We start from the raw sequence: 13,734 nt of genomic DNA on the forward strand, positions 1-13,734 counted from the left end.
GGCTCGGGAGCGGGGCAAGGCGGCCGTGGGTCAGGTCATGACCGCACCGCCGTCGACGGAGATCGTCTGACCGGTCACATTGCGAGCCTTGTCGCTGAGCAGGAAGGCGACCATTTCGGCGATGTCACCGGCACTCTGCGGACGGCCCATCGGGACCATCTGCTGGACGAATCCCGCGAACACCACGTCGTCACTCGCGCCGCTCAGGGCTGGATCGCGGTCGCGCAGTACCGCGATCGTCCGGCGCCACATGTCGGTGAGGATCAGTCCGGGCATCACCGTGTTGCAGCGGATCTCGCGAGCGGCACCGACTCGTGCGACGCTGTGACTCAGCTCGATGACGGCCGCCTTCGACGCGCCGTAGTGGGCGAGCATGTCGCCGCCGAGGCGGGCGCCGATCGAGGCGATGTTGACGATCTCGCCGCTGCCCTTCGCCCGCCGGACGAACTCCTGGCAAGTGAGGAAGGTGCCCCGGGTGTTCACCGCGAACGTGTTGTCCCACTGAGCGTGGTCGATCTCGAGGAAGGGGGTGAACAGGCCCACACCGGCCGCATTCACCAAGGCGCGCACCGATCCGATCCGCTCGGCAAGGTCGAACATCTCACCGACCGAGCCGGCGCTGCGGACGTCGCAGGCGACGGACACGATCTCGACGCCCAGGTTGCGCCAGCGCGGGTCGGCGTCTCGCTCCGGCGATTCGGCATGGAGGTCGGCCAACACGAGTGCGTCGTAGTCCGCGGCGAGGCGCAGCCCGATCTCCGCGCCGAGTCCGCGTGCGGCCCCGGTGACGACGGCGACTCGGGGGCTCACGGGAGGTACTCGTCGAGCATCGGCGCAAGCAGCTCGGCTGCCCGCTCGGCTGTGATGATCTCGCTCGCATCAACTTCGGTGACCGTCTTCGATGCGGAGTCCTCGTAGACGTGCTCACCGACGAGCCGGCCGTCCTCGTCGTAGGGCCACACGAACGCGAGTGTCCGGCGCACGAGATACCAACCGTCCGGATTGATCTCCGAACTGCGGTCGAGTGGTGCTCCGCTCCCGGAGTCGCCCGAGTGGACAGCTCCGAACACCCCGTCGCCGAGAATCCGTCCGGGGACGAACTGACTGAACAGGGTTTCACCGGCGAATCCGTGGTCGCCGACGGAGAACTTCGAGTCCTTCGTCCACATGACCAGGGTGTCGGTCTCGGCCAGCGACTCGTAGAACCCGCGCACCTCGTCCATTCCGTCGAGCACGATGGACTGGCCGTTCTCGAAGAGTCGGTAGACGGGCTCCTCGACGGTCATGTCCGGCGACAAGATCTCCTTGTATCGGCCGGAGACCTCGAGGAATGCGTGCCGTCGGTAGTTCTTCAGGATCTTGCGATGCGCGGGGCTCTCGAGCGAGTCGATCAACTCTTCGACCTCGTCCATCATGTGCACGAACTCGTGCTCGTACTTGTTCATTGCGGGCTCCTTGGGGCTGAAGGCCACGAACTCGGTGTGGCATCCCCACCCTGGGCGAGCCACCCGGGGTGTGTACATGTGGAGATTCGTGCGCAACGTTGACAGATGAATTAACGGCCCAGGTCACCCGCGGTGACGGGAATCACCGTCATGCTTGAATGGATTGCATGCTCGGAACCGATCTCAGCCTGCGCGCACTGCACGCTCTCCTGACCGTGGTCGACGAGGGCCACTTCGGGCGGGCGGCCGAGCGACTCTTCGTCACGACACCCGCTCTCAGCCAGCAGATCCGCCGGCTCGAGACTCAACTCGGCGTGCGACTGCTCGAACGCGCCAGCCACCCGATCGAACTCACCGAGGCCGGTCAGGTCTTCGTGCCGCAGGCACGCGAGGTTCTGCGCACGGCGGACCGAGCGGTGAATCTCCTTGTCGCGCTTGAGCGCCGACAGTCCCGGCAGGTGCGGATCGGATTCATCAACGGCGCCGCGGGACGCCTCGGCCGGGCGGCGCTCGACTCGCTGCACTCGCCATTCGAGCTCGTCCACATCGACTGGTCGGAACAGCTGTCCGCGGTCGAGTCCGGAAAGGTCGACGCGGCGTTCGTCCGCCCGCCGCTGCCCGAGGCGAACGATCTGCTCTTCGACCTGATCGGCCAGGAGTCCCGGGTCGCGGTGCTCCCTCGTTCCCATCCACTCGGCGACCGTTCCACCATCGAGATTGCGGACCTCGACGGCGAGGTCCACGTGCGCAGCGACGCAGGCGGCGAACAGTGGCTCCGGTGGTGGTCCGTGGATCCGCGCCCCAGCGGCGCGGCGGTCTCCTACGGTCCGTACGTACGCTCCATGGACGAACTGCTCGAAGTCGTCGCCGACGGCCGCGCCGTGGCTATTACCGCCGCCACCATCGCCGAGTACTACACGCGCGCCGACGTACGGTTCGTCCCCGTCTCCGACATCGAGCCGTGCACGGTCGAGTTGTGCACCCGCGCCGGCGACACGCATCCCGGTGTCGTCGAGTTGCGCCGGGCTGTCGCGGGGTGAGCGAGGCGGTCGGCCGTGACGGCGCGGCGGACGCCGCTACAGCGAGGCCGCGCCGCGCGCCGGGTCGCGAACGTCGATCCCCGCCTCCGCCCACGCCTCCCGCAGCGCTCCCGCGCCGCGCAGCCGCACCCACGCGGCCTCGGTTCCGGTGATCGGGACCGCCTCGAGGAACCGCACCGGATCCGCCGGCTCGGGCAGCGGGAGAGCGTCGATGTCACTGTCCCCCAACAGTATCGCGGTGAAAGGTGCGCCCTTCCACAGCGGGTCGCCGAGGTCGAGCAGGCCGTCGACGGTGAGCACCACGCCTTCCACGGCGGGCGCCGCGGCCAGCACCGCGAGCGTGCGGTGCACCCCGGACGCGACCCCCGCACCGCCTCGCAACGACAACACCAGCTCCGCGCGCGGACCGCGCACCGGGTCCGCGATCAGGTCGCCGGGATCACCCATCGGATGCCGCGAACAGCCGAGCGAGACGTAGCGCACGAGGTCGCGGTCGAGCGGGCCGAAGCGGAGCACCTCGAGAGGTTCGAGTCCGACGAAGGTGACCGACGCCGCGGAGGGCTCGGGCCCGCCGATCCTGTCGATCAGGTACGCGCGAACGGAGGCGATGACACTGTCACTCACCCGTTCATCTAACACCCGCGTCCGGTGTGTCCCGGTTCAGGGAGCCGGGGTCACGGTCACGGTCACGCTGTCGGGGCTGCCGTGACCGCGCAGCGTGAGCAACCTGCTCTGCGGATTCCAGTCCTGGACCTGCGCACCGTCCACGTGAACGCCTGCCGGGAACCCGGTGCGCGGCAGGTAGATCTCGGTCGGCGCCGTCACCGACGGATTCGGCCGGAAGGTCAACTCCAGCCGATCCGGGGCGGCGGTCCAGTCCGTCGGGGTGCCGGCGACCGCCCGCGGATACGGCGTGTCCAGCGCGGCCACCAGGTTCCGGGCCGTGCCGTCCTCCTCGTAGGGCCCCCAAGCGCCCGGGTCGCGTGACCAGTAGCTGACGCCCGCGCCCATCTCGGCCGCCGTTGCGTACATCCGGTCGACGAACTCGAGCGCCCCGGGCAAGGTGGTGTCGAGTCCGAACTCGCCGAGGATGATCGGGGCGTCGCCCAACGCGCGCGCCGTCCGCAGGGCGTGGTCGCGCCACGAGTCGATCGTCGCGTCGACCAGTGTCCGAGAGGTGCCCTCGTAGCCCCCGCCCAGATCCATCGGCAGCGGATAGATGTGCGGGCAGTACGCAATCCGGGCCTCGCCGTCCCGACGGTCCGCCACCGGGCCGAGCCCGCTCGGCGTACCCCAGTTCACGCCCATCGCCTGCGGCGCCACGCACACCCACTTGTTCGCGTCGACCTGCCGGATGGCGTCGGCGGTGCGTTGGTACAGCGCCGTCAACGGGCCGGCCTCGAAATCCGGACCCTGCAGCGTCCCGCCGTAGGGTTCGTTCATCAGGTCGTACGCGACCACTGCCGGGTTGCCGGCGAACCGCTCCGCGACCGCCCGCCAGGCACCGGCGTAGTGCTCGGTGAGTTCGGGGTGCGCACCGGTGGTGTTCCAGAAGTTGTCGAACGCGCGGATCACCCCGGGATCGAGGTAGTACTGCTCCCACATGTCGTGCGTGCCGACCGGCAGCCCGTCCAGATAGGTCGCCCAGGCCGGCGCGCCGTTTCCGGTCTTTCCGTCGGGGGTGATCGCCCCGGAGTACAGGTCCTGATGCATGTCGAGCATGACGTGGTAACCGCGGTCGGCGTACCACCCGACCCGCTCGGCCACCCGGTCGAGGTACGCCCGGTCGTACGTGCCGGGCTCCGGTTCCACCGATCGCCAGGAGATCAGGAACCGGACGAAATTGGTGCCCATGTCGGCGTGTTCGCGATCGAGCTGCGCCTCGGTGAACTCGGGCATCCCGTCCGGGGTGCTCTTCGCGCTCGACGCGGTGTTGAAGCCGCGCAGCACCAGGGCGCGGCCCTGGTCGTCGGTGAGGTACGTCGCGGACGGCTCGGGGTCGTCCCGCACCACTGCCGCTGCCCCGCCGACGAGCAGCAGGGTCGCCGCCGCGGCCAGGGACGCGATTCGGACTCGCCGCACGCCGCCACCGCTCTCTCTTCACCATTCTGGACGCTTGGTCCACTTGCCGCGTTAATGTTGCGGCATGGTGCAGACGAGCGTGCCCGTTTCGGACAAGCCGGAGGTCGTGGCCCGCCCCGCGGACCTCCGCCCCGGGCTTGCGACGCTCACGGCCGTCTCGGTACTGGCGGGATTCTGGCCCGTCACCGGGTGGATCCTGACGTTCGCGCCGTCGTTGCTGGTGCCGAGTGCGCTCGGACTTCCGTTCGCCCTTCCCGCCCTGCGCCTGTTCCCGCTCGGCGCCACCACGACCGCGTCCTGGCTCGTGGAACTCGGCGCGGCGTTCGTCATGCTCGCGGTCACGGGCATGCGCCTGGTCAACTCGTCGAGCAGGCATCCGGACGGCGGACCGGCCCGCGCGTTCCTGGCAGGCTGGGCCGCGACGGTGGTCGGCGCGCTCGCCGGCAACCTGGTTCGAATCGTCTACCTGAGCTTCGTGGTCCACGCCGGCTCGGGCGCGTACCTGCTCTCTCTCGTCGGCGGCGCGCTGGTGTCGTTGCTGTGGGGTGGCATCGCCGGCCTGGCTGTCGGTGCCGCACAAGCGATCTCGTGCGCGATGCGATCGCGTTCACTCCACCGCGACGAAGCGGACGTCGTGGGTGTCGGCGCCGGGATGAGCGAACCTCAGTAACCGCGACGCCTCCGCCTCCATCGCCGCGGCCGTCCCGGCCGCGGGTCGCACGAAGGTCGCAATCTCGACCGATGCCATGCCCTTCCGGGCTGCGACGGTGACGAAACCTGCAACCCTGCCGTCGATCAGCACGGCTGGTTTGATGATGCCGTTCACCGTGAAAACCAGGGTGCGGTGGTCGTCGGCGATCACCCGGGACCGGTCGGCGTGGCCGAGCAGGACGCTGTCGAACGGGGCCAGGATGCGCGCAGGAGCTGTGGTCGCGGCGTCGGGCCGCGGCGCGTCGGGAAGGTCGTACAGTTCGGCGCCGTTCTCGCCGACGAACCGCCTCAGCCGCGGTGCGAGGGCCTCGAAGATCTCCGCGAGACGGGTCAGCCCGCACCAGGCCTGCGCGTCGGCCACCGTCGCGGGACCGAAGGCGGCGAGGTACCGGAGCACCAGCGCCTCCGGTCTGATGGTGCGGTCCAGCGGTGCACCGAGCCAGGATTCGAGTGTGGTGCATATCGGCTGGCCCGACCTTCCCCACAGCCCGCGCGGGGGAATCTGCACCAACGGCAGCAGGTCTCGCACGGCGTGCGCCAGCGCGACCGGGTCGCGGTCCGGCCACTGCTCCGCCAGCCGCGGCCGCAGTGCGGCCATGGTCATCGGCGTGCGCTCGAGCACCTCCCGACCGAAGCGCTCGACCGCCGGAACGTCGGCCGCCGCAATCTCCTTGCGATGCTGCGTGTTCATCCGCAGGTCGGCGTCCATGATCGGCTGCACCCACGGGCGCAGCGCGAGGGCGTCCGCGGCGGTCACCGCGTGCACGGTGCCACGCATCAGCACCATCCGCACGACCTCTCGACGCTCGAGCAGCTCGGCGAAGTCGGCCGGCGCGAACCGTTCCAGCCGCGCCCACAACGCGTAGTACGGCGCCAGCGGTGCCTGCGACTGGAGGCCGAACAGATGCTCGACCATCTCGCCGGCGGTGCCGGGCGAACGCGCCAACAGGTGCTGCCGCGCCAGGGTGGCGCGGCCGAGCGCCCGCCCCGACATCCGCTCGACCGTCGCCATCGCGCTCCCCCGCCCCGTCGCCGCCGCGCCCACCGCGCGGCAAGATCGCCTGGCCGAATGTACCGGCCGGCCGTGTCTTCACAGCAGATTCGCAGGGGTCGGATGCTCCTGTGGTCGCGACCGTGGGTGCGGTGGGCCGGGCGCGCACTGCGAGGAACCCACCGTGATCAGCGAACGTTCTTGCGCTAGCACAGGTTACGCACGGGATCCGGGAGGTCCTGGGACAGTGCTGTGAATCGTCCTCCGGCCCTGTCCGGGCGCCGACGCCGTCCCTAGCGTGGGAATCGGATCGGGGATGCGGCACCGCCGACTCGCCCCGATCCCCCACCGAGGAAAGGGACACGCACATGTCTGGAACCGAGAAGCCGCGACGCGGCCGACGAATCGTTCGACGCCTCGCGGTGACCGGAGCGCTGGTCGGACTACCGCTGATGGCGATCACCGGAACCGCGCTCGCCGACCCGGCGCATCACGACGACGGCGACCAGTCGCAGCATCACGACTGGGACCACAACGGCGGGGACCGGCACCACGACCGGGACGACAACGGAGACCGAGGCTCCGACTGGAACGGCAACGACGGGAACGACGACCCCGGCACCTGGCAGCCGCCGGCACCGGACCCCGGCCAGATTCCACAGGTCCCGCAGCTTCCGCAGTTGCCCCAATTGCCGCAATTGCCGGGCGGACTCAATTTCGGTAGCAGCTGACCCGGTCGCGCCGGTCCGCCGCCCCGCACCCTCCCCGATCGGGGCGGCGGACCGTCAGATCGCGAGCTTGGCGAGCAGGTCGCGGGCCCGCTCCGCCGTCTTCGGCTCGCACAGCACGTCGTAGCGGCCCGCGACCAACTGCATGGTCGAGGCGAAGTCACGGGTGCCGCGAGTGGCGGCGTACGGGATCGTCGTGGAGATCACCCCGAAGATGATGCCGCCGATGATGCCGGCGATGAGCGGGCCGAGGAAGCTGGTGGTGAACAGACCGAGCAGCAGACCCAGGAACACACCGAGCCAGGCACCCGAAACGATGCCGCCACCAATGACTTTCGCCCAGGTGAGCCGGCCGAGCACGCGCTCGACCTGCATCAGGTCGACCCCGACAATCGTGACGTCCTCCACCGAGAACTCCTGATCGGACAGGTAGTCGACCGCACGCTGCGCCTCGGCGTAGGTGGGGTACGAGCCGATCGGCCATCCGGTGGGCGGAGTCGGAAGTGCGCCTCGGCCGGGCCGGTTCGGCTGTCCAAGTGGATTGGTCATGTCGACGCTCCCTGCTGAACGGTGCTGCTGATTTCGCTGCCGTGGGCGTCGCTGCGCCCCTTCCGTGTCCAGTTTACGGAGATTCGGGATCGGCCACATTCTCCGAGGCTTCGCCCGAGTCGAACCGCATGGTGCGCAACATTCCCGCAGCCCGCCCCTTCGCCGCGACCACCTGAGCCATCTTGGCACTGGCCTCGTCGATCATCTCGTCGCCGAGCATCGCCGCACCGCGCGCACCACCCGCCGCCGAGGTGTGGAACTCGTACGCCTCGAGGATCATCTCGGCGCGGTCGTAGTCGGACTGGCGGGGACTGAACGCCTCGTTCGCGGCGTCGATCTGGGTCGGGTGCAGGACCCACTTGCCGTCGAAGCCGAGCGCGGCGGTCCGGCCCGCCGCACGACGGAACGCGTCGACGTCGCGAATCTGCAGGTACGGCCCGTCGATCGCCTCGAGCCCGTGAGCGCGGGCGGCCAGCAGGATCGTCATCAGGATGTGGTGGTACGCATCGCCGGTGTCGTAGCCCTCGGGTTGCTCGCCGACCACCAGCGTGCGCATGTTGATGCTGGCCATGAAGTCCGCGGGCCCGAAGACCAGGGTCTGCACGCGGGGACTGGCCGTCGCGATCGCGTCGATGTTGGTGAGCCCGACCGCGTTCTCGATCTGGGCCTCGATGCCGATCCGGCCGACCTCGAGCCCGTTCGCCTTCTCGACCTGGGTCAGCAGAAGGTCCAGTGCCTGAACGTGACTGGCGTCGACCACCTTCGGCAGCAGGATGGCGTCGAGGTTGGCGCCCGCCCCGGAGACCACCTCGACCACGTCGCCGTAGGTCCATTCGGTGGTCCAGTCGTTGACTCGCACGACCTTGATCTGACGACCCCAGCCGTCCGAGTTGAGCGCATCGACGATCTCGGTGCGTGCCTGCGCCTTTGCGATCGGCGCCACGGCGTCCTCGAGGTCGAGGAACACCTCGTCGGCGGGCAATCCCTTGGCCTTCTCGATCATCTTGCGACTGCTGCCGGGAACGGCCAGCACCGACCGACGGGGGCGCGGGTTCACCATGTGGACCTCCACTCGAGCGCCGCGCCGAAACCGTGTTTGGGCACACTCGTTCAGCGTCACGACGCGGTCAACAATTAGCCTTGCCATCATGGCAGCAGTGAGCAAGGTCTTCGCAGCCAGGCTCGCGGGCCTGGTGGTGCTCGGACCGGACGGCGAATCGATCGGCAGGGTGCGCGACGTCGTCATCACCATCCGCATCGGGCGGCAGCGCCCGCGAGTCCTCGGACTGGTCGTCGAGCTCGTCACCCGCCGGCGGATCTTCGTGCCGATGCTGCGCGTCACCGCGATCGAACCCGGGTCGGTGACCCTGACCGGGAGCGTCAGCCTGCGGAAGTTCACCCAGAAGCCCGGCGAGGTGCTGGCCTTGGCGCAGGTGGTGGACACCACGGTGCGCGTGGACGATCCCGCACTGGTGGAGCTCGCCGGCATCGACGTGCTGGTGGTCGACCTCGGCATCGAGCTCACCCGAACCCGCGACTGGGTCGTCTCGCGGGTGGCCGTCCGGCGGCCACGGGCCCGCCTCGCCCGCCGGTCGGCGGTCCACGTCGTCGAGTGGCCCCACGTCGAGGGCCTGACCCACTCGCAGCTGGCTCTGCCGGGGCAGGGGGTCTCGCAGCTGCTGGCCCAGTTCGAGGGAATGCGCCCGGCCGACGTGGCCAACGCGATCCGGGAACTGCCCGACAAGCGTCGGCACGAGGTCGCCGTCGCTCTCGACGACGAGCGACTGGCCGACGTGCTGCAGGAGCTGCCGACCGACGACCAGACCGACCTACTGACCCATCTCGAGGTCGAACGCGCCGCCGACGTGCTCGAGGCCATGGATCCCGACGACGCCGCCGACCTGCTCGGCGAGCTGCCCGAGACCGAGGCGGAATCGCTGCTGCAGCTGATGGACCCGGAGGATTCGGAGCCGGTCCGCCGACTGCTCGAGCACTCTCCAGACACGGCCGGCGGCCTGATGACGCCCGAACCGGTCATCCTCACCCCCTCGACGACGGTGGCCGAGGCGCTGGCGCTGGCACGCAACCCGGACCTGACGCCGGCGCTGGCGAGCATGGCGTTCGTGGTCCGGCCGCCGATCTCGACCCCGACCGGCCGCTACCTCGGCTGCGTGCACCTGCAGCAACTGCTCCGCGAGCCGCCCGCCTCGCTGGTCGGCGGGATGCTGGACACCGACCTGATCCGGCTCGGACCCGAGGACCCGTTGGCCACCGTCACCCGCTACTTCGCCAGGTACAACCTGGTGTGCGGGCCGGTGGTCGACGACGAGGGTCACCTGCTCGGCGCGGTCGCCGTCGACGACGTCCTCGACCATCTCCTGCCGGAGGACTGGCGCGAACAGGAAGCGACCGATGACTGAGAAACGGACAACGGCGGACCGGACCACCCCCAGCGCCCGGGCACGCCTGGACACCCCGCGCGGCGGCTGGCGTCCGGTCTTCAACATCGACGTCGAGGCCGTCGGCCGGGTCAGCGAATCGATCGCCCGATTCCTCGGCACCGGCAAGTACCTGGTCATCCAGACCGTCGTCGTCATCGTCTGGATCGCCCTCAACATCACCGCGGTCGGGCTGCAGTGGGACCCGTACCCGTTCATCCTGCTGAACCTGGCGTTCTCGACCCAGGCCGCCTACGCCGCCCCGCTGATCCTGCTCGCACAGAACCGGCAGGAGAATCGCGACCGCGTCTCGCTCGAGGAAGACCGCGCGCGGGCGGAGCAGACGAAGGCGGACACCGAGTTCCTCGCGCGGGAGCTCGCGTCGCTACGGCTGGCGGTCGGCGAGGTGGCCACCCGCGACTACCTGCGTCGCGAGCTGGAGGAGATCAAGTCCCTCCTCGCCGAACGCGACGACGAGGAGCTTCGGCCCTCCCGCAAGTAGCGACTTCGAGACCTCATTCGCGACCCGAGGCTTCGCCCGAGGAGTGTCCGTAACGGCGCCGGACGAGTGGCCGATCTGTAATCTGGGTCACATTCCGGGTGGGGGCTCGTCGAGGAGGGGTGCGGATGCGGATCCGTGGGCTGGTGGCCGTCGCGGGGGTTTCACTCGTCGGGGCCGTCACCGCGGCGCTGTCGATCGGCGCACCACCACCGCCGGCCCTGGCCGAGTCCCCGCCTCCGCCCGGCGCGGCGGCCGACGCACCTGCGACGGGAACGGTCGGGCTGGTGGCGCCCGCGGCCCGGCCCACGCGAGGTCCGCACGCCTACACCCCACCCGCCCCGGTGACCTTCGAGCCACCGCGCGCGGTGACCGAGAAGCTCGCACCCATGCCGATCTCGCTGAGCGCCCTCGGCATTCCGGAACTCGTCCTGAGCGCCTACCGGGGCGCCGAGGCAACGCTGGCCGCCGACCAGCCGGGGTGCGGCGTCACCTGGCACCTGCTCGCAGGGATCGGACGCATCGAGTCGGGCCATGCCGGCGGCGGCCGCACCGACGCGTCGGGAACCACGCTGAGCCCGATCCTCGGTCCGGTGCTCGACGGCACGCTCGCGGGCAACAACGTCATCGCCGACACCGACGGCGGCAAGGTGGACCGCGACCCCAAGTTCGACCGGGCGGTGGGGCCGATGCAGTTCCTTCCCGGCACCTGGACGCACTACGCGGCCGACGGCAACGGCGACGGGGTCGCCGATCCGAACAACGTCTTCGACGCCGCACTGGCCGCGGCCCGCTACCTCTGCTCGGGCGGACTGAACCTGCGCGAGAGCGCCCAGGAGGTCCGCGCGGTGCTGCGCTACAACAATTCGATGGCGTACGCGGCGAACGTGCTCGCCTGGTCGGCGGCCTACGCCGGCGGGGGCACACCGACTCCCGGCTCGATCCCGGAGGTCACGCCGGAACCGGGCAAGCCTGCCGCGCCGACCGCAACGCCGGCCAAACCCGACGCAGCGGTGCTCGCCGACGCAGCCGCGCCGGCCCCGCCGACGCCGACTCCGCCACCGCTCATTCCGGGGCTGCCGGCACTGCCCTGCCTGATCTTCTGCCCGCCGGCGACACCAGCACCCGTTGCGCCGCCCGTCGCGGCCGTGGGCACGCCGCCCGGGCCCGCACAGCCTGCGCCCGTCCGGTAACGCTTCCGATACCTTCCGGCCACTTCCCGAGACCTCGTCGATAACTTTTTTTTACACCCGCCCTTACCTGCATCAATGGGGGCAATAACGGGCATTCTGATCACGGTTGAATAACGGAAATATCTCGAATCGGGTAACCTCGGGTGCGGTCTACAGGAGCAGCACGCCCCGACCGGGGCCGCAGGAGGTATTTCGGTGGGTCGCCACAGCAAGAAATCGAACTCGAAGCTTCGACGTAATTCGGTCATCGCTCTGACCGGTCTCGTCCCCGGTGGACTGATCTCCGTGGCCGCCACCTCGGGCGCCTCGCCCGTACCGTTCCTCACCGCGAAGGCCGCCCCGATCGCGGACGCCCCGTCGCCGCAGGCCGCCCCCGCCCCCGCAACGGCGATCGCGCCGACGACTCAGGCACCGGCCCCGGCCCCGGCACCTGCGCCGGCCCCCGCGCCCGCGCCCGCACCCGCGCCCGCGCCGCTGCCCCAGGGACCGCTGGGCATCCCCGCCATCAACTTCGCCGCCTACCAGGCTGCCGAGAAGACCCTCGCCGACCGGACGCCGGGTTGCGGCATCACCTGGCAGCAGATCGCCGGCATCGGCCGCGTCGAGTCCAGCCACGCGAACGGCGGCGAGGCCGACGACAAGGGCAACCTGCTCCAGCCGATCATCGGCCTCCCGCTCGACGGCAGCCTGCCCGGCCAGGCCGTCATCATGGACACCGACGGCGGCAAGCTGGACGGCGACGCGGTCTACGACCGCGCGGTCGGTCCGACCCAGTTCATCCCCAGCACCTGGGCGCGGTACGGCATCGACGGCAACGGCGACGGCGTGGCCGACCCGCAGAACCTCTTCGACGCGGCCGCGTCCACCGGCAACTACCTCTGCGACGGCGGCACCAACATGCGCGACCTCGCCTCGGCCACCAGGGCGATCCTCCGCTACAACAACTCGATGGCCTACGTCGCGAACGTGACCGCCTGGTCGCTCGCCTACTCGACGGGCATCAACCCCACCGCGGACGCCCTGCCGCGAATCCACTGATCCCACGACACCTACCATTGGTGTCATGTCAGCAGTGACCGAGTCCGATGTTCGCAGCGCCCTGTCCAAGGTGCTCGACCCGGAGATCCGTAAGCCCATCACCGACCTGGGCATGGTCAAGAGCATCGACCTTGCCGACGACGGGGGCGTCGACATCGTCGTCTACCTGACCACGTCGAGCTGCCCGTTGCGCACCGAGATCGTCGATCGGGTGACCAAGGCTGTCGCTGACGTCGCCGGCATCGGCGCGATCCGCGTCGAGCTCGACGTGATGAACGACGAGCAGCGCACCGAACTGCGCCGGTCGCTGCGCGGCGACTCCGCCGAGCCCGTCATCCCGTTCGCCCAGCCCGGTTCGCTGACCCGGGTGTACGCCGTCGCCTCCGGGAAGGGCGGAGTCGGAAAGTCCTCCGTCACAGTCAATCTCGCAGCCGCCATGGCCGCCCGCGGACTGTCGGTCGGCGTGCTCGACGCCGACATCTACGGCCATTCGGTCCCCCGGATGCTCGGCACCGACGCCAAGCCGACTCAGGTCGAGCGGATGATCATGCCGCCGCAGGCGCACGAAGTGAAGCTGATCTCGATCGCCCAGTTCACCCAGGGCAACACCCCGGTGGTCTGGCGCGGGCCCATGCTGCACCGGGCCCTGCAGCAGTTCCTCGCCGACGTGTTCTGGGGCGATCTGGACGTGCTGCTGCTGGACCTGCCGCCCGGCACCGGTGACGTCGCGATCTCCGTGGCGCAGCTCATTCCCAACGCCGAGATCCTGGTGGTGACCACCCCGCAGCAGGCCGCCGCCGAGGTGGCCGAGCGAGCCGGGGCGATCGCGCTGCAGACCCGCCAGCGCATCGCCGGCGTGGTCGAGAACATGTCCTGGATGGAGCTGCCGGACGGCACCCGAATGGAGGTGTTCGGATCCGGTGGCGGGGAGGCGGGGGCGGGCCCCCCGACCAAAGCCGTGGGCGCGCACGTGCCCCAGCGCGGCCCCATACCCCACCAGCACGCCCGCCCCCACGGCGG

The 13,734-nt window shown here is 70.0% G+C and carries 15 protein-coding genes; 8 read left to right on the plus strand and 7 right to left on the minus strand.

From position 1 onward, the window contains the following. Nucleotides 1–30 precede the first annotated feature (30 nt). Both ACFXGJ_RS20885 and ACFXGJ_RS20890 read right to left on the minus strand, forming a co-directional pair. Nucleotides 31–810, minus strand: coding sequence for an SDR family NAD(P)-dependent oxidoreductase (locus tag ACFXGJ_RS20885; protein ID WP_378624134.1), 780 nt, complete (start codon nucleotides 808–810; stop codon nucleotides 31–33). Continuing rightward, entirely contained in the window at nucleotides 807–1,445 is a 639-nt protein-coding gene (locus tag ACFXGJ_RS20890) for a hypothetical protein (protein ID WP_378624137.1), read from the minus strand. The genes ACFXGJ_RS20885 and ACFXGJ_RS20890 overlap by 4 nt, the downstream gene beginning before the upstream one ends. Before the next feature lie 167 nt (nucleotides 1,446–1,612). Here ACFXGJ_RS20890 and ACFXGJ_RS20895 point away from each other — a divergent pair, with 167 nt between their 5' ends. Next, nucleotides 1,613–2,485, plus strand: coding sequence for a LysR family transcriptional regulator (locus ACFXGJ_RS20895; protein ID WP_378624140.1), 873 nt, complete (start codon nucleotides 1,613–1,615; stop codon nucleotides 2,483–2,485). A 36-nt stretch (nucleotides 2,486–2,521) separates the two neighbouring features. Here the strand turns inward: ACFXGJ_RS20895 and ACFXGJ_RS20900 are convergent, their stop codons facing one another. Further along, a complete protein-coding gene (locus ACFXGJ_RS20900; RefSeq protein ID WP_378624142.1) occupies nucleotides 2,522–3,109 on the minus strand; it encodes a suppressor of fused domain protein in 588 nt (195 codons plus the stop codon). Nucleotides 3,110–3,145: 36 nt separating this feature from the next. Further along, nucleotides 3,146–4,567: a cellulase family glycosylhydrolase gene (locus ACFXGJ_RS20905; protein WP_378624145.1), complete on the minus strand. Its 1,422-nt coding sequence runs from the start codon at nucleotides 4,565–4,567 to the stop codon at nucleotides 3,146–3,148. Nucleotides 4,568–4,631: 64 nt separating this feature from the next. Here ACFXGJ_RS20905 and ACFXGJ_RS20910 point away from each other — a divergent pair, with 64 nt between their 5' ends. Then, the gene (locus ACFXGJ_RS20910; protein WP_378624148.1) at nucleotides 4,632–5,237 is read left to right on the plus strand and encodes a hypothetical protein; all 606 of its coding nucleotides are present in this window, start codon (nucleotides 4,632–4,634) and stop codon (nucleotides 5,235–5,237) included. On the opposite strand, the gene ACFXGJ_RS20915 is transcribed toward ACFXGJ_RS20910, so the two are convergent. Further along, nucleotides 5,175–6,290: a winged helix DNA-binding domain-containing protein gene (locus ACFXGJ_RS20915; RefSeq protein WP_378624150.1), complete on the minus strand. Its 1,116-nt coding sequence runs from the start codon at nucleotides 6,288–6,290 to the stop codon at nucleotides 5,175–5,177. The genes ACFXGJ_RS20910 and ACFXGJ_RS20915 overlap by 63 nt on opposite strands. Nucleotides 6,291–6,637: 347 nt before the next feature. Here ACFXGJ_RS20915 and ACFXGJ_RS20920 point away from each other — a divergent pair, with 347 nt between their 5' ends. Further along, nucleotides 6,638–7,000, plus strand: a complete 363-nt coding sequence (locus ACFXGJ_RS20920; RefSeq protein ID WP_378624152.1) for a hypothetical protein — start codon at nucleotides 6,638–6,640, stop codon at nucleotides 6,998–7,000. A gap of 54 nt (nucleotides 7,001–7,054) precedes the next feature. Here the strand turns inward: ACFXGJ_RS20920 and ACFXGJ_RS20925 are convergent, their stop codons facing one another. Together ACFXGJ_RS20925 and ACFXGJ_RS20930 are read right to left on the minus strand one after the other, a co-directional pair. Then, on the minus strand, nucleotides 7,055–7,546 hold the full coding sequence (locus tag ACFXGJ_RS20925) for a general stress protein (RefSeq protein ID WP_378624156.1): 492 nt from the start codon (nucleotides 7,544–7,546) through the stop codon (nucleotides 7,055–7,057). 73 nt (nucleotides 7,547–7,619) lie between these two features. Further along, a complete protein-coding gene (locus ACFXGJ_RS20930) occupies nucleotides 7,620–8,606 on the minus strand; it encodes an HpcH/HpaI aldolase/citrate lyase family protein (protein ID WP_378624159.1) in 987 nt (328 codons plus the stop codon). An 88-nt stretch (nucleotides 8,607–8,694) separates the two neighbouring features. On the opposite strand from ACFXGJ_RS20930, the gene ACFXGJ_RS20935 reads away from it, so the two are divergent. The 5 genes from ACFXGJ_RS20935 to ACFXGJ_RS20955 all read left to right on the plus strand — a co-directional run. Next, nucleotides 8,695–9,966, plus strand: coding sequence for a magnesium transporter MgtE N-terminal domain-containing protein (locus tag ACFXGJ_RS20935; RefSeq protein ID WP_378624162.1), 1,272 nt, complete (start codon nucleotides 8,695–8,697; stop codon nucleotides 9,964–9,966). Further along, the gene (locus ACFXGJ_RS20940; protein ID WP_378624165.1) at nucleotides 9,959–10,486 is read left to right on the plus strand and encodes a DUF1003 domain-containing protein; all 528 of its coding nucleotides are present in this window, start codon (nucleotides 9,959–9,961) and stop codon (nucleotides 10,484–10,486) included. The genes ACFXGJ_RS20935 and ACFXGJ_RS20940 overlap by 8 nt, the downstream gene beginning before the upstream one ends. Nucleotides 10,487–10,611: 125 nt before the next feature. Further along, nucleotides 10,612–11,676, plus strand: coding sequence for a lytic transglycosylase domain-containing protein (locus tag ACFXGJ_RS20945; RefSeq protein ID WP_378624168.1), 1,065 nt, complete (start codon nucleotides 10,612–10,614; stop codon nucleotides 11,674–11,676). A 195-nt stretch (nucleotides 11,677–11,871) separates the two neighbouring features. Beyond that, entirely contained in the window at nucleotides 11,872–12,714 is an 843-nt protein-coding gene (locus tag ACFXGJ_RS20950) for a lytic transglycosylase domain-containing protein (RefSeq protein ID WP_378624170.1), read from the plus strand. A 25-nt stretch (nucleotides 12,715–12,739) separates the two neighbouring features. Further along, nucleotides 12,740–13,734, plus strand: a 995-nt coding sequence (locus tag ACFXGJ_RS20955; protein WP_378624172.1) for a P-loop NTPase, incomplete at its 3' end; no start/stop codon positions are given.

Source organism: Rhodococcus sp. NPDC059234, from assembly GCF_042754225.1.
In the GTDB taxonomy this organism is placed as follows: Bacteria; Actinomycetota; Actinomycetes; order Mycobacteriales; family Mycobacteriaceae; genus Rhodococcus_G.